This is a genomic window from Aquimarina algicola (assembly GCF_006443095.1).
GTDB classification, from domain to species: Bacteria; Bacteroidota; Bacteroidia; order Flavobacteriales; family Flavobacteriaceae; genus Aquimarina; species Aquimarina algicola.
The window spans coordinates 522,995-539,477 of the sequence record NZ_VFWZ01000003.1; the positions used below are offsets into that span (position 1 = coordinate 522,995).

11 protein-coding genes are annotated in these 16,483 nt (G+C 32.9%); all 11 read right to left on the reverse strand.

Going from position 1 to position 16,483, the window contains the following annotated elements:
- Nucleotides 1-5 precede the first annotated feature (5 nt).
- From FHK87_RS13130 to FHK87_RS13175, 11 genes are read right to left on the reverse strand one after another with little or no spacing between them, the layout of a single operon-like run.
- Nucleotides 6-1,367 (reverse strand): ATP-binding protein, encoded by a 1,362-nt coding sequence (locus tag FHK87_RS13130; RefSeq protein ID WP_140593651.1) that lies wholly within the window; start codon nt 1,365-1,367, stop codon nt 6-8.
- Nucleotides 1,355-5,059, reverse strand: coding sequence for a contractile injection system tape measure protein (locus FHK87_RS13135; protein WP_140593654.1), 3,705 nt, complete (start codon nt 5,057-5,059; stop codon nt 1,355-1,357). Before FHK87_RS13135 ends, FHK87_RS13130 begins: the two co-directional genes overlap by 13 nt.
- Before the next feature lie 11 nt (nt 5,060-5,070).
- The gene (locus FHK87_RS13140; RefSeq protein WP_140593656.1) at nt 5,071-7,923 is read right to left on the reverse strand and encodes a hypothetical protein; all 2,853 of its coding nucleotides are present in this window, start codon (nt 7,921-7,923) and stop codon (nt 5,071-5,073) included.
- A gap of 18 nt (nt 7,924-7,941) precedes the next feature.
- Nucleotides 7,942-8,694, reverse strand: coding sequence for an adhesin (locus FHK87_RS13145; RefSeq protein ID WP_140593658.1), 753 nt, complete (start codon nt 8,692-8,694; stop codon nt 7,942-7,944).
- Between the two features lie 22 nt (nt 8,695-8,716).
- Entirely contained in the window at nt 8,717-12,364 is a 3,648-nt protein-coding gene (locus FHK87_RS13150; RefSeq protein WP_140593661.1) for a hypothetical protein, read from the reverse strand.
- A gap of 28 nt (nt 12,365-12,392) precedes the next feature.
- The gene (locus tag FHK87_RS13155; protein WP_140593664.1) at nt 12,393-12,869 is read right to left on the reverse strand and encodes a GPW/gp25 family protein; all 477 of its coding nucleotides are present in this window, start codon (nt 12,867-12,869) and stop codon (nt 12,393-12,395) included.
- A gap of 26 nt (nt 12,870-12,895) precedes the next feature.
- Entirely contained in the window at nt 12,896-14,680 is a 1,785-nt protein-coding gene (gene vgrG / locus FHK87_RS13160; RefSeq protein WP_140593666.1) for a type VI secretion system tip protein VgrG, read from the reverse strand.
- A 9-nt stretch (nt 14,681-14,689) separates the two neighbouring features.
- Nucleotides 14,690-15,370, reverse strand: a complete 681-nt coding sequence (locus tag FHK87_RS13165; protein ID WP_140593669.1) for a CIS tube protein — start codon at nt 15,368-15,370, stop codon at nt 14,690-14,692.
- Nucleotides 15,371-15,529 (reverse strand): DUF5908 family protein, encoded by a 159-nt coding sequence (locus FHK87_RS26240; RefSeq protein ID WP_226294227.1) that lies wholly within the window; start codon nt 15,527-15,529, stop codon nt 15,371-15,373. It lies immediately after the preceding gene.
- A 6-nt stretch (nt 15,530-15,535) separates the two neighbouring features.
- Nucleotides 15,536-15,982, reverse strand: coding sequence for a phage tail protein (locus FHK87_RS13170; protein WP_140593671.1), 447 nt, complete (start codon nt 15,980-15,982; stop codon nt 15,536-15,538).
- 5 nt (nt 15,983-15,987) lie between these two features.
- Nucleotides 15,988-16,449, reverse strand: coding sequence for a phage tail protein (locus FHK87_RS13175; protein WP_140593674.1), 462 nt, complete (start codon nt 16,447-16,449; stop codon nt 15,988-15,990).
- Between the last annotated feature and the right edge of the window lie 34 nt (nt 16,450-16,483).

Genomic DNA, 16,483 nt, shown 5'->3' on the forward strand with positions numbered 1-16,483 from the left:
TGATTTTAATTAAACGTTTTATTTGATTTATGATATTCGCGTTTGATCCCTGTCATAATATTAGAGGCACTAATTTTTTTCTCTCCTCTATTTGCTGCTTGTATCGCACAATAGCGTACTACATTGATCATTTCTCCTCCGGACAGCTCATATTTTTTTGCAATAGCATCTATTATTTCTTCATTTCCTTCTTCAATTTCAAAAACATCTCCTACAAGATGTTTCCATAATAATTTGCGTTCTTTATATTTTGGTTTCGGGAAATTAACTGTACTCTGAAAACGTCTCAAAAATGCTTCATCTATATTGGTTTGTAAATTTGTAGCAAGAATTACCAACCCATCAAATTCTTCTATTCTTTGTAGTAGATATGCTACTTCTTGATTAGCATGTCTATCATTAGAACTATTTGTTTGTGTTCTTTTACTAAATAAGGCATCAGCTTCATCAAAAAATAAAATCCAATCTTTTGACTCTGCGATATCAAAGAGTCTTCCAAGATTTTTTTCGGTCTCTCCTATATATTTAGAAACAATCATAGAAAGGTCCACTCGAAATACAGGTTGATCTGTAGCTTTGCCCAACAATGTCGCTGCCAGTGTTTTTCCTGTACCCGGCGCACCATAAAACAATACTCTATACCCCGATTTTAATGTTTTATCCATCTCCCACTGATCCAGTATAAGATTACTATGTTGTAACCATTGTAAAATTTCAAGAAGCTGCTCTTTGACATGTTTTTCTAAAATGAGATCGTTCCATTCTAGTTTAGTAGTAATTTGTCGAGCAGGAAATTTAGAACTGTAACTAGGTGTATATTTTTCTCCTGTAATAATCATACTCAAATATTCTTCAGAAAGCTGTAACCGTTCCTGAAGCTGAACAGGATAGTTTTCTGCGTACAGAATCCCTTCACGATACAGAATATGATTCTTGTGTATCGTTTTCATAAAGTCCAGACGTTTTTCTAGCATATCTGCTCCTCCCAAAAGAAAACATACAGTTTCTAGTGTAGGGACAAAACCATTATATTTTTCATCCTTAACACCACCGAATTCAGAAAATTCACGATCCAAATTCTTGTTTTTAATTAAAAACAGATCTAACCCTTGTGGTTTTACATGAGGCATTAATGCTAGTATAAGCATTAATCGCTCTTGAAACGACAGATCATATTTCCTAACCACTCGAGTATATGCTGATGTATCATGATCATGTGGTTGTATAGGATGTATGTCTGTTATGGTTTGGTACTTACTATCATTTTTAAAATACAAAGCAAGAGCTGTCTCAATAATAGATTCTAGCCAAGAGATATCATTTGCTAACAATTGCTTATGTACTGTATTGGTCATTATTGTCTCCATATCACTTCTAATATTTTTTGCATCCAGCTAAATTTTACCATCCCGATACTCCATGGAATTTGATCTAATAACATATCAAATGTTTTCTGTTCTACAGTGAGCACGTAAGCATTCTCTTTAACATCAATTTTTCCTTCTCTACATAAAAAAGTTTCTCTCAAACCTGCTATTGATGTTTTTCCTATAATACTCCAATTGGTAATCACAGCGTTCAATAGGCTTTCGACAAGTGCTTTTTCTTCTGCTGTGATTACAATATCACAAGCAACAGGTTCATGAATGGGCATTCCGCAGATAATTTTATTGAGTGTCAAAAATTGCTCTTCTTGTTTTTCTTGACCTGTTATTGCATATTGTAACATATGAACTGCCTTGTGCATACAACTCTCATCTTTAAATTTTTGATTATCAATAAGCTGTAGTCTCTCAAATAACATTGGGATAAATGGTCCCAGTAGTACCATACCTGCATTCGTTATATAAATAGGTTCTCCCGATTCTTCTTCTTTAACATCAAGTGGAATAAAATCTTTTTTGTCTCTCTTTTGTTTTAGATGTTCCTGTAACTGATCTGCAACATTTTTAAATGGATCAGAAGTAGTATCGATAAGAGAGGTTTGTAGTTTTGCCAGAGATTGACGATCTAATGTATTGATTAACAATTGAATAAAAATGTGAATCCAGTCTTTACGTAACCATGTAAGAGGGGCATCTATTGTTATTTTTAAAAATACAGATGCCATAAATGCATTCCACATCATTTGATATTGAACTGTTGTAACTTGTCTTTGAATTTGACTAAAAATATGAATGATGGTTTCGAAATCTGAATGTTGAGAGGGATCAAAAAACAATTGAACAAATTCTATTTGTGCTTTTACACTCAACTTTTTGATTAGCTTTTTTCTAAATGTATCTTTTCTAAGATATGATCGTAACAGTTCTGGTTCTTTTGCATGTATCGATGTAAGTATTGCCATACTCTGTTTGGATGAAGAAAAAGTGAAAGCCTCTTTCCAGTTTTCCTGGTCTTTTAATGCTTCTTCAATCGCTGTATCAAATGCCTCTAGTGTGTCTAATTGCGAGTTTACCCACAGTTGTAATTGTTCTACAGCATCAGAGATAGAGGTTTGTTGTGCTATTTTTTGTTGTATCAGTATATAGAGATCATTTGCAGTTAGTTGTACGGTCGAAACTATCTGATGAATAAGGTATTTTATGGTATCTACCAGCACAGGGTTTTGATTTGCTAATAGATATTTTATCAATAAATGGTTGCTATTCTTTTTATACTTTGAAGGTACGCTTTTGATACCTGAGATCTCATGATATATGATTGCATCAAGAATGTCTTTAATTTCTAAAACAGGTGTTGCCAGTTTTGGATGTATTTGTTTTATAAATATTTGATAAGTATCATCATCCATATAGCGAACTATTGATTCCTGATGTTTTGATGTTGTAAACCAAACAATAAACTGATCTCCAAATTTTGAAATCACTTCTTTTGCATAGCGCATCAAATCTTTTGAAGATGTGTTTTTTGCCCACCAGGGCAAAAGGCCTTTCTCTAAAAAATATTGAACAATATCTGCTTGATGTTGTAAAGTAACGGTATCCTTTAGATTATTTTTTCTATTATTTATTTCATTTATGATCTTTTCTAAAACTACAGAATGATTTGTTTTTGTAAGTTCTCTCTGTAAGTGTTGTTGTAAAAGTGTACGATTGATGTTATGATTTTTTGAAAAATCATTTAATATCGCGTTTATTCTTTCATATACATCTTCTTGAGAATCAATATAGAATTCTGCTTTCAAAAGCCTAATCAATTCTTCTAATGTTGATGAAGAAATTTTTATATCTTTTGTTGTTTCATATTGTATCAACACTTCTTGTATCGCAACATATACTTCATTATCAATGGTAAGGTCTTTTACAATTTTTAGCATCTCTGCTAGAATTGTGAGTACAGGTTTGCCTTTGGATATCAGTTCTTCTGTCCTTGTAGATACCCATTCTGTAATATCTTGCACTGCCCTAATATTTCCTTTAGAATAGATATCTATAAGAATAAAAACCAATTGCAAGGCTTCATCTTTGTACTTTGCTTGTTGTAATTTTTCTTGATAGTGTTGTAATGTATCTTGATTTTTACATCTGTAGGATTTGTATAGTTGTTGAGATTGCTCTAAAAACACAGCCGTTTTATCGCTTTGCGAAGTTTTTTTTGGTTTAGAAACTATAGGTTTTAATTCCTCAACAAAAAGTTGAATGCTACTATTTTCTTTGACTTCTTTATCATTTTCTAATAGTCGTAATATGGTCAAAAAACCTTTATCAATGGCTGTATAACGGATCACCTGAAAAAGAAATTCTAGTATTGCATTTGTACTGCCTTTGTTTACATTATAATAAGTATACAAAAGAATAGTTCCTGATTTGTGTTTTAAATTTTCTAATGTTGTAGATGAGAGCTGATGTTGATTAACAATTTCAAATAATCTAAGGAGTATTGTATTTAATCTCTTAAAAATACGATTAGGATTTTTGGATACCAGCAGATTCAAAGTTTGATTGGGTAGAAGTTTTACAATCCTGTCAATATTGATGTCACTCTCTATATGTTCATTAAAAAATGTATAAAATTCGTCTGAAGTAAGACTCAATTTCTGGTTTAGCAATGTATACATCAATTCATAAGAAGACAATGTACTGGTAACTGGCAAAGAACCATTTTGTAAGTAGTACATAAATGATGTAAAAAAAGAAGTTTCTGACTTGTAATCTAGTTCAGTAAAAATACTTTGCGTTTGTTGTTCTTGTTCTTCATACAGCGCGTTGATTACTTTTTGAATACTAGGTGAAATATATGTATTCAAATTAATGGCAATTCCTTTTTTTAAGGTACTTAAAAGACTCTTGTATGTTGATCTATATTTTAATGCAATTTTGTTGATACTATATTTCAAAAAGCTTTTCTGATTAAAATAGCTTCCTGTTTCTATAAATATATACGTAAGCAGGATTTCCCATAAAGCATTTCTAAAATCAGATTGTGCAATATGTACAAGGGTATAATGATCTTGGTATTTTGTAATATCCTGTCTATAGTTATTAATATACTCTCCTTCTTTACCCACTACCGAAACAACTATTTTTTCGAGAGATGAGTCTTCTAATTGATGAATTAAACGCTTACGTACCGCTTCTTTTTTACCTTGTTTTTTGAGCAGTGTAACAAGTTCTTTGGTATTGTTTTGAAGCAGGGACATCAATAACTCAGACGGTGTTTGAGAGAAAGAGGTATCCCACTGCAAATATCCATGTGTTAAAAAGAATTCAATTTGTTGAAGTTTCTTATTATAAATTTGTTTGCGTTTTCCTACTTTAAGCGATCCGTTATCATGAATATTATTTTTGAAGAAATCAGAAAAAGCTTCTTCTATTTTAAAAAGAAGCTCTTGTTCAAAATTAGTTGCAGAAACTGTACCTAAGTCTAAGGTAACTGACTCAAATTGATCCAAAAACTCTGAGGTATCATATTGATCCATAATTTTTTGCAACAAGATTCTTACTTTATGATCTTGTAATTGACTGATTCGCGATTGATATACATATCCTTTTGAAGCATCGCCTATAGTGATTTCATATTCCTGACTTTTGATAATATGTGTTTGTGGATTCTTCAAAATATGTCAAATTATTGCTTATCTAACTCTTGTAGCATTGTAATGATTTGATATGCTTGATACATACGCGCTTCTACCTTATCTTCTTTCTGTAGTAACTCTAGCCATTTAAAATAGTAGGTTTCAAATAAGTGTATTACATCATAATCTAACCAATGCACTGTAGATTTGATATGAAATGGTATTTGTTCATACACTGTATTTTCAAAAATTCTTCTAAAGTTTTCATCCTGAAATCGAACAGGCCATGAGGGTGCTATAAAACTCATCTGAAATGAAAAAAATTGCTCATCTACAGATTGTTTTCCATAATATACATTACATTGAACAATTTCTTCTAGCTGATTAATGCTATATTCGGAACATTCGTTTTCTAGAATCACAATCATTTTCTGAAGTTTTTCTTGACTGCTATAAGCTTCTTTTGAAATTGCGAGAATCTTCCCGTTATCTGAACTAACCTCTAACTGATATTTTCCATCTTTGGGAACACTTTTAAACTGTAATTGTTGTTTTAGCAATTGATTTACAATACAGGTAACAATTTCATCTCGTTTTTGACATGACGTCTGTTGTGTATGAACCAATTTTAGAGATAGTTCGCTATTCAACAAAGAAAAATCAAAACAAAACCCAAAGTACTTACCATGATAAGGAGGAAGTAACAAAAGATGTTCTATCGTAAAAAAACCTTCGCTTTTTTGGCTAACATCAACTAGATACTGTATTGCTTTTTGTATCGCAGCACTTGCCAAATCATGACTTCTTGCAATATGTACAATATTTGATTTTTTGTTTTCTCGTTGATAGAGGACATGATATAAGTCTTTTTTGCTCTTTTTGATCTTATAATTTTCAGAAATGATACCGTTTTTGAGAATATCATTCAAGATCATATCTTCGTCTCCTACATAGTGCATTACTTTTGATAGATCTTCTACTCTTTCTTGAATTTCTATTTTTTCAACTTCGATAACCTCAATTTCTTCAAAAGGGGTTTCTATATCTATCTGTCGTATTGTGATGTCTATATTTGATGTTCTGGGATGTACTTTAATTCCTGAATCTTGAATATTTTTGGCTAAAGATCGAATGCCAATTTCTTTAATCCCCATTAGTATCCCAATTTTACGAAATGCTCCCGGTAAAAATTGAGGGTATTGATTATTAAGTGTTTCTAAAGCATTTTGGTAATTAAAAGATTGTGCTCGAGTATAACTAATTGATGCGTATTCTTGTACCAATTGTCGTTTTGATGCTAATAATTCTTTTTCGAATCGTTCAGAACTGAGTGCTTCTTGATAGCTATTACTATTAATTTTGCTTAAAGAATAGGTTTGAAATGTCTCATGAAACCTTGATAACAAATGGTCTGTTAACTGATGTAATCTTTTTAATGCATGGTCATCAAATCTATCATTAAGTGTATTGATTTCATTTTTCCAATACGTATCAACTTCATCACCAGAGTCTGCATGTTTAGGTGTTGCAACCAAGTCTTGTAATTGATCTATATCAGGTAAGAGACCAGAAAAATAAGATGCATATGTATCTGAATCAACATCATATAATTTGTATATATTATTCAATTGTGCCAAAAAATTAACCATTAACTGGTCAAACGGCATCAAATATCCCTTTAATTGTTTTACTTGTGCCTTCCGTAATGCATCTGAGTTTATAGAAATCCCTCGATCTCCGATTCCATATAATTCCGGAAATTGTTTTCTCAACGGATAATACGATTCCATATCATAATATGCTCCATTGGGAATAGGGATACTATTTGATGAATCTGAAGCTGCTTTGAATCCCTCATAATCTAATGATTGAATAAAGGAAAGTTGCCGTTTGGTTTCAGAAAGATCAGGTTTGAAAAAGACTCCGGAATGTTCAAAAAGTAGCCGTTCATTGGATTCAGGAAATAAAACAATTGCTGTTGTATGTTTAGGAATATCAAAGGTGTCTTTTATGATCTTTTTTTCTTTGGTCTTTACATCTTCATAATAGAGGTAGAACTCATTTATATTTATAATTCCGGGAATCTTTGATATTAGCTTTATAAGATCAGAAATCACAATCTTTTTCATTGGTTCTTTCAGATCTTCATCTTTTATAAAACCACTTGATAGCTGTGGCCCATTAAAGATTTCATTTACAGATACATTCTCTTTTTGTAATGCATGAAGTGAATAATACCGTACTCCCGGTGCCAAATACTCGTTTATTTTATGAAAAAGAGTGGCTAGAACTTCTTCTCCCTGCTTTGTATTAGCAAGTGTAATCTTAAACTCAACAGTAATAGTTAATGGCGTATAGACTTCTACATCATATAAATCTTCACACAGGTTACGATGCTTGTGATAGATATTTTCGATCTCTTTTATAATTCGATCATCTTCTTTTTTGTTTTGATCAGGATTAAGACTATACTCGTATTTCTCTACATATACATGCAATAATCCTTTGGTATTATTGATCTCTGTATCGTAATCATCTATTGAGTAAATCCATACATTTTTTACATTGGCTACCTGATCTATCCATAACTTACGATAATCATCAAAAGTAATAGGGGCGGTTGTAAGAATATCTCGAGCAATAAAAAAACCATGATCTCCCGATTGTAGTGGTTCTCCTTTTGAGGATATCAGAATATCTTGTATTCCAAGAGTGGTCTTATGCGATAATTCTGTAATCGCATATGCTATATTTTCTAAAAGTGTTACTCCGGGATCATGCTCATTATAGTCTGTCCAGATAGCACTGCTCAATTTCTGTAGTACTTCCAGACCTTCTAGATGAAGTTCTTCATACAGGCTTGATCCTTTCTTTTTTTTAGCAATATATCCTTCGGTACTCATTGTTCTGTAGCACTTATTTTATTTAAACAATGTTGTCATGTTATTATCCCATAATTTGGTTACATGAAAACGTATCTTTTGATCTGTTCCATAATCAGACCGTGTTCTGATCTGCAATTTATAGTTATACGTACTTCCTGTAAATCGGATCGCCATTTTATTCCAAAACCAACCGTAATGTGCTTGTGTTTTACGAATTTTATGATGTGATTTTCCGAATGTACTAATGGCATGTGCATGTAGTAATGCGTATTTACCGGTTTTCTCTTTACCTACCTGAGCTACTATTTCAAAAGCAACACATCCATCAAGATCAGAAACAATATCATGCCATTTTCCGTTTGCCGGCACAGTATCTAATTTGTAAGTTCCTAAGCGCGCTTCGGTTCCCAATGTACCTTTGACGTCGAGGTCTGTCTTGGGAGTTTTGGTTCCTATCCCTATCTCTCCTGACTTTTGAAAAGATATAACCGTGTTTGATTTGGTTTTATCAATTGGAGTAATTATCGACAATCCGTTGTTTGTTTGCTGATCCAACTCAAAACTCCATTGAGGTAATTCATCTTCAACATTTTCATAAAAACTAATCACTCGATCAGATTCTTTACCTTCTGGAGATAATATCAATCCGTCTTCTTTATTTTTTGAAATCCCATCATCTATTTTATTTACCATAGAATCAATCAGACTAAAAAAATTACTCTCCTTTGGCCTTGCTCCTGCACTAAATAATGTTTTGAGACTTTGTCTATTCAGTAACTTGATTTTCATTATAGTATCTTCTAATAAGGGGTTATTTAATTGTAAAGGACAAAATCGTATTTGATTTTGGTTTTGGTACAACTTCTTCTTTTTGTTGCACTTCTATATCCGGTTTTTCTTCTTCTTTTATATTTGGGATTGGTAATACCTCATCATCATCCGCAGCAATTATAAAATCAACTCCTACTTGTGGGTGTTGTATTTCTTCTATCTCTTCTTCTTTATCTTCTACAATAGGTTCTGACAAATAAATATTATGTTTTGATTTTGGCACTAGCATTGACCAAGGAGTTGTAGGTTTGATCTCTTGATTTTCTTTGTATATATTCAAGGTATAATCATCCAACCCTTTTTTTACGATATGTTCGATCTCTATTTTTTTTACTGACTTGATATAATAGAGATTTTCTACATAGCTTTTTAGCATTCGCGGAATAACCACTGTACCAATACCTTCTACCGTATTTTTATCAGAAAAAGTCAATGGACATAAATATTCGTTTAATACCCTATTAAGTTCGTTTATAAAATACCCTCCATTGTCTTCTTCATGAAATTCTACAATGCTATTCACTAATAACCATTCGATTTTTGGGTTCATCACCTTAACTTTAATGAACGAATTGCATTTTTTCTTCACAAACTGCCTAATGGTATCTAACTGATTCAAGTTCAAGTAATGATGGTTATCCTGACTCCATTTTTTGGATAATACAATTAAGGTGAGTTTACCTGCCTGAATCTTGAAATGTTGATTAAGATTCGTACACTTTACAGCTACGACTTCATGAAAATATTCTAAAATTAATCTTTCATAATCCCAAATCGTCACTGCTCTATCCTTATGCCGCAACCGCTCGCTAATTTCTGTATAAAACAAATTGGGGGAGTCTGGTAGTTTACCTCCAAACGAGGGTGCGGGTTGAATGATTTTGGCAACTTCTGGTATTTTACCTACCGGTTTAGTAATACTATTTTCCGGAATTTCTCTTCCTATTATTTGTTCATCTGTAGAAGTCGAAGAAGCAATCACGGCGTTGGGATATATCCCTCTTACCACTGGATACTTATATATATCCTGATATGCCAGAATTCTCAATTCATAATTTGTGGCGTCTATCATATGATCAGGCAACATAATTTCTATGATTCCTGATTTGGTAAATTGATTAGTCCCGTCAGAAATAATATGCTTTTTGGATAATGAAGTCCATTTTGCTATTTTTTTATATTGAATATCGATATTATCCTGATAATTGATATGTACAGGATTCATATTTTGCAGATCAAAAAACAATGATACTGTATTGTTTGGTTTTACCCCTTTAAGCTGCATATACAAATACCCTTCTCCTTTAAAATCCGGAACCATTATATTTTTATACACTCTATTATCGTCAACTATTTTTTCTGTTCCGAAAGGGGTAATATGTATATAGTCTCCAACAACTGTATCCGAACTATCATCAAATGCATTATCAAAATAAATAACATCTTTTGCATTGTAGTTTACAGTAATTTGCCTCACTTTGGGAATAAATGGTTTGTTTGGCAGAGGAAGGTTCTCTTGGTTTCTTGCATTATCTTGTGCTACTCTGGTGTAATTTTTTTGGTACACATCTTTACCAAAAGCATCTTTGGGTGCTGCCAAAGTAAGTTTAAAAAACCCATTTTGAGTATGCATATCAAATCGTATCGGATCCTTAAGTCTATAATCTTTTGAAAGCTCATATTGTCCTAATTGTTCTAGGTTTAGTTCTTTTTTTGGAGCCACCAAAACACTACCATATCCTTCTGGTGTCTTACATGGTTCTGTATCAAATAAGTTGATTTGTTCTAACAGTTCTTCTTCTCTAGGAAACCAATATCCATTGGATAACGCTGTTATATTAACTTTAAAAGAATCATTAGTAAATAACTCTTCATACGCTTCATAATACGCATCAAAACCCCCAAAACCTCTAGGAATCGTATCCCATTCTATACAAATAGCCAGATTTTTGAGTTCTTTTTTAAAAAGTTCACTCTTTGCCAGCATTAAATACCCTCCCAAATCTGGTTTTGGTCCAAACATTACGAAGGGCTTATTCAGTGATACTTTGCCAATATTATTATAAATAGAAAGATTCTTGATACCTATAACCTCTACTTCTATATTTATGGATTGTAAGCTTACTTCTTTGAAAAACGAATATGCATATATAGGTGCATATTCGTCAAAAAGAATCTTAATCATTGGCCATTTAGAATGTTCTGTAATGGTCTCGCATACCGTTACAGGAGGTGATATATTATCGATCAGACATCTAATCGTAAAAGTATTTGCTGCTTTATCAAAAGAAAGCTCGTATGATGATATGGCTTCCCACCCTTTGATAGAGGTGTAAGAAATCAAAAATGCTTTTTCAAATACCATATTGAAAACAACATCCATCGGTAATCCTTGATTTTTTGACATTTGATCCAGCAACTTCCAAAAAATGTTTTTTGCAGAACTTTCTTCCAAAGTAAATGTAATATCAATTTCTCGTCTACCTTCTTCGAGAAATAAAACCTGAGATCCAATCATAATACCAATCTCGGTAATCGTATCTGGTTCTAGCTCTGAGTTGACTAGAGTATCTTCGTCTGCTCCAAACAAAGGCCAGAGTTCTGTATTTTTATTTTTTTTTGATGTGTTGAGCAGTGTACCCTTGATAACACTAGAAATAATGGGGTCATCTGTCCCTATTTTTATATATGGGCTTTTATTAAAATATAGTGTTTGTAATTTTTCTATTTGAATAGGATGCGCAAGTATGGGCGTATTCGTTTCAAAAATAATATTCTTCTTACTCCCAAATAATTTTCCGGCAGAAACCTGTGTACTCTCAGGAATATAAGCACTTTTTCCTTTGGGAAGTATATCAAAACATATCATTACTTCACTGGCAATGCCGGAGTTAAGTTCTTGTTGTAAGATATCTTTGTAATAAAAATCTAAATGTCGAGTCTCAATTGTATTAAGTTGTTCCTGAATTTTTTGGTACAATATCACAAATGCGATATACATCGCATTATTAGGCATGTGGTTGTCTTTTGCAAAGATTCTTGTTTGTAAATAATGTTTTGTAAAATCTTGAACGTGTAATATTATTTTCTTGAATGTATAAGCGATTTCATTGATATCAAAGTCTGGTTTATCGCCTTTTTTTGAAAGATTTGTGTATTTCTTTAAAGCCTCATGAAAGGTCTGAACCTCTTTCTCTTCTTCTTGTACATACTCCAGATATTCGACAAGGTCATTTTTTTTCTTTTGTAGCACATCAGATAATGCATTCCCGATTTTATCGACAAGAATTTTTTCGTCTAAGTGGGATAATCTGGCATACCATTCTTCAATCTTAGCATACCAATCCAGCAAGTTTTGAATATGATCACTAGACAAATCATCAGTAGTATTAATATGTACAGGCTCTTTTATGATTTTTACCATGTAAATAACAGGGTCCTGCTCTATTAATGTTCTCCAAGTGCCACTGATAACATTTTCTGTAGTATAAAAGTTAATTTTATCAACATAAGAGATAATATACGCTAACAAATCTTCAAAAGATCTATCGTCTATCTTAAAATTAGTATTAAGCAGATTATGATTTGTCCTTTGACTTTGTGTAGTTCCTTTTCTTCTTTCTATCATTAATCAAACATTGATTTTTAAAAAAATTCTATTGTTTTGCTGGATTGCCAATAGCAACTTTTGGTATTTCTCTAGACTTCTGATACAAATCAGGAATATTTGTCCCTTCAATTTTGTAATAGGGAAATACAAGATTAAATCGATTATTAGTTAAGGGTACTTTGTATTCTAAATTGATTTTGATTATCCCATCGAGATATTCTGACTCGTCAAGATGAACTTTGATGATTTTGATTCTAGACTCATATCGTAAGATCGCTGTTTTGATCATTTCGATAATAAGATGAACTCTTGAGTTGGATATCGATTCAAACAAATAGCTGTAGAGGTCACATCCATATCTAGGATTCATAATACGTTCTCCCAATTTGGTATTGAGTAATATTCCTAGTGATTGTTGTATATCTTTTTCATTAGATGTCATTTCTACTCCTATACCTTCTTCGTTGTGAAAAGTAGGAGGAAAACCCCATCCTGTTCCTAAAAATGAATTATTATTTTTCATTTGTCTTTCATGTTTCAAGTGGTTCTTTAGTTTAGGTTTACGGAAGAGCCACTTACATTCATATTTCCGCTACTGCTCACTGTACATTCGCTATCTCCATTTATAGTAGCAGAATCATCTGCTGAAGCTGATATAGAATTACCACTCACAGAAATATCATTGTCAGCAGTAATTGTAACCGAAGATCCTTGTATTGTTAAATCATCTGATGCGGTAATCGTCATACTAGAAGCACTATTTATGGTAACACCATCTGCATTCATTTGAATTTGATTACTGTTCTCATCGATTATGGTTATCCCCTGATCATTATCGCTAACTACAATGGTATTATTATTAGGAGTAAGCATAGTCATCACAATGTTTTCATCATCAAATTGAAGTTGCAATTGGCTTTTGGTCATCAATGTCTTTATATAGTTATTTGCATCAGAAATTTCTTGTGGTGGTGTCAAAGCACTACTATACATACTCCCCAATATTATTGGATACGCCGGGTTGCCTTCTATAAATCCTAAAATCACCTCATCTCCTACCTCAGGATAGAAAAAAGCGCCAAAGGTATTACTGGCATAAAACGATGATAATCGGGCCCATACTAATTCTGTATCATCATTCAATACGGGAATTTGCACTTGTACCCTATATTCTGTTTCATTCTCGTCATAAATACTTTTTACAATCCCTACCTGCAAACCTTTTACTCCTGTTAATTCTCCTTTTGCTTCGGGTCCTGATGAATTAACTGCTTTTTGACTGTGCCATTCTGTAGAAATGCCTATTTGTACATCTGTAGACCAATTGCCCTCACTAAAACTATGGGTAACTGCAGATACATAAGCATTACCATCAAAAAGATCTCCCAAACCATTTAATGAAATCAGTGTATTAGGTTTCACTAAAGCTGATCCGGGAAATTTAATCGACCCCCGATATTTAGACATTCTATATTTTAATAAGATAGAGTTTGTCAATTCTTCTGCTTCATCTGTAGTAATAGGTATAGAGGTATTCAATACCTGATCTACTGATTCTACTGTTTCCAAATCTGATTCTGAAACATCTCCCTGCTCATTTACCGTAGGTTCTCTTGCTTCAGAATTAACAACATCCTGACTAGAGAGATCCCATGCATTAATCGATAAGGAGGTTAATTGTTTTACTGCTTCCAGTTCAACATCCATTTCCATAATATCTATACCATACTCTAGTTCTAATACTGGGTCATCGTCTACTGCAATTGCATTAACAACCAATTTTCCTGAATCTGTAACGACCACCATACCATTGCGCTCGGCACTACTTACTATAAAATCCCAGTCTGAGGCATGGTATTGAATAATACGTTCTTTTTGTACAGTAGTAGCTGTTATATCATTTTCTACACCAAGATTACTGGCTATTTGTGTAATGGCATCACTATCTAAAGCATCAGAAAGGACAAGATTGCTTTTACTGTCAATAGCTTTTACCAACAGGTCTTTGCAAGTAACCTGAAATGTTGTTCCTGAGTCATCTACCCGAACAGACTGACGTGTAACCACCCCAGAAAAAATAGCTTCGTTATCAGTACCATATCCAAGAGAAATTTCTATTGTACTGTCTGTTTTAAAAGTATCTGCATCGGCAATTTCAAACATTTGCTTGGTAGGATTACCGTCTCTAATTGTTATCTGTGCTTGTGCTATTTTATTAACTTCTTGTGTAATCGTTATACTCATTACCCCATAAGTATCAGGAATAGCATTACCTCCTGAGGTAATACTCATAGAAATCAAATCATTTCCGTCTACAGTAGGTGAACTTGCCATAAAGTCTTTTTATTTAAGTGGTGGTAGATATAGTTTTGTTCCTGGTTTTATATCTCTAAAGTTGTATAGATTATTATATGCTGCTACCTCAGTATAATAGTTACTATCGCCATACACTCTATAACAAATCAATGGAAGCGTATCGCCTTCTTTAACCTCTATAAGATGCGTCAAATCCGGTGATTGATTATCTGCTTCTGATGCAATATCACTAGCAGAAACTGCTTCTTCAAAAGATACATTTAATTTTGCTCTAAGAGGCGTACCGTCACTTTGAAAAAGCGTATAAGAAATGTTTAATGACGTTAACTTGCATTTAAACACAAGAGTCCCCCATGAAATAATCAGATAATTAGGTTCGTGTATACTACCATTATAGGTAAAACAAACACTTTTGAATGTATCTATCTGATCTGATACAGAGGTTTGTGATGATAACAAACTACTAACACTACTGCTACTTACAGCTCCTGTGGCATCAAAATAAATCTCAAAAGAAACCTTTTCGGGAGGCGTTCCTTTGAACCAAATTGATGTACCGGCAGACCCTATAGGTTGAAATTTGTTGTACTCTACATTATGCTCATGCGTATACGATGCAGGATTGATTTGCACTGTACAACTATCTCCGGTCTCGCTAGTATATTCATTATCAGAATATGCTATTATCTCCATTAAATCTTTGGCCATCTACCGCTCTTTACTATTCTGCAATTGTCTTTTTACCTCTTTTTTACAGATGTTTGCTACAGTTTGCCGAATCATATTCATATCAAAATCTTCTGTATGTGATTTTTTAGATTCTTCAACCTTTACCTTGATGATCAGCTCTCTTATCTCTATTGGCATATCTTTTTATATTACTAAAGAATAATCGTATGTTAATTCTAATGTTTCGATAAGAATTTCATTATTCATAGAATTCAATGGTGAAAACTCCCACTTTACAGGCCAGGCATTGATAAAACTCCAGTTTTTTATCGGAAGACTATCTTCATTAAGCAAACTCAACAAAACAGTTTGAGTAACCAAAGTGGTTGATAATCCTCCACCTATTGTTGCTTCACACCATAGAGACAATGCCGAAACACTTGATGTCACTCCTCTTTTTAAGACCAGATTCTGATATTTTGCTCCGGTAGGGACCCGATGTTTAAATCGGTTTTCCCCACCTTCTGCAATTTCTTCTATTCCCATCTCCATATTCATGCCTGATACTTCTTTGAATGATGTATCTAACAATCCTAATTCTAATGGAAAAGAAAGCCTAAAATAAAAGCCTGTCAATGGATAGTCACTCATATCGTTTAGCCATTAGCTATTGTTAATCCTTCATGAGCCAGCTCTAGTGTTTCCATAGCGACCTCATTTGCTTCTGATTTAAGATCTGTTCCTGTTATTTTTGTAGGCCATGCATTTGTTAATGTCCATGTCATTGTAGGAGATCCTGACTCGTCTAGTAATTTTATAACAACTGTTTCTCTTTTAATGGTATTCATTTTTATGGCATCATACCATTTCCAGAAATTATTGTCTTTTACAAAAATTCCCTTTTTGAGTGTTACATTTCCTACTTTGGTAATACCAGGCATTTTAATTGTACTAAATACTTTACTATCACCATGTCTGTATTCTACGATTTGTGTTTCTGTATCAAGTCCTGTTACTTCCTGAAAAGAAGCTGTACTATCTTGTGAGCCTAAATTAACCGAAAAATAAAACCTAGTTAACGGCCATATTGCACCTTGTGCTGATCCATCATCTGCCATAATTGTATATTTTTTTTAAAATAATTTTCTTATT

What these genes read in the sequence shown, in the direction of transcription:
- FHK87_RS13130 (WP_140593651.1), bottom strand. Translation starts at nt 1,367, where the DNA reads ATGGAGACAATAATGACCAATACAGTACATAAGCAATTGTTAGCAAAT.
- FHK87_RS13140 (WP_140593656.1), bottom strand. Translation starts at nt 7,923, where the DNA reads ATGAGTACCGAAGGATATATTGCTAAAAAAAAGAAAGGATCAAGCCTG.
- FHK87_RS13145 (WP_140593658.1), bottom strand. Translation starts at nt 8,694, where the DNA reads ATGAAAATCAAGTTACTGAATAGACAAAGTCTCAAAACATTATTTAGT.
- FHK87_RS13150 (WP_140593661.1), bottom strand. Translation starts at nt 12,364, where the DNA reads ATGATAGAAAGAAGAAAAGGAACTACACAAAGTCAAAGGACAAATCAT.
- FHK87_RS13155 (WP_140593664.1), bottom strand. Translation starts at nt 12,869, where the DNA reads ATGAAAAATAATAATTCATTTTTAGGAACAGGATGGGGTTTTCCTCCT.
- vgrG (WP_140593666.1), bottom strand. Translation starts at nt 14,680, where the DNA reads ATGGCAAGTTCACCTACTGTAGACGGAAATGATTTGATTTCTATGAGT.
- FHK87_RS13165 (WP_140593669.1), bottom strand. Translation starts at nt 15,370, where the DNA reads ATGGCCAAAGATTTAATGGAGATAATAGCATATTCTGATAATGAATAT.
- FHK87_RS26240 (WP_226294227.1), bottom strand. Translation starts at nt 15,529, where the DNA reads ATGCCAATAGAGATAAGAGAGCTGATCATCAAGGTAAAGGTTGAAGAA.
- FHK87_RS13170 (WP_140593671.1), bottom strand. Translation starts at nt 15,982, where the DNA reads ATGAGTGACTATCCATTGACAGGCTTTTATTTTAGGCTTTCTTTTCCA.
- FHK87_RS13175 (WP_140593674.1), bottom strand. Translation starts at nt 16,449, where the DNA reads ATGGCAGATGATGGATCAGCACAAGGTGCAATATGGCCGTTAACTAGG.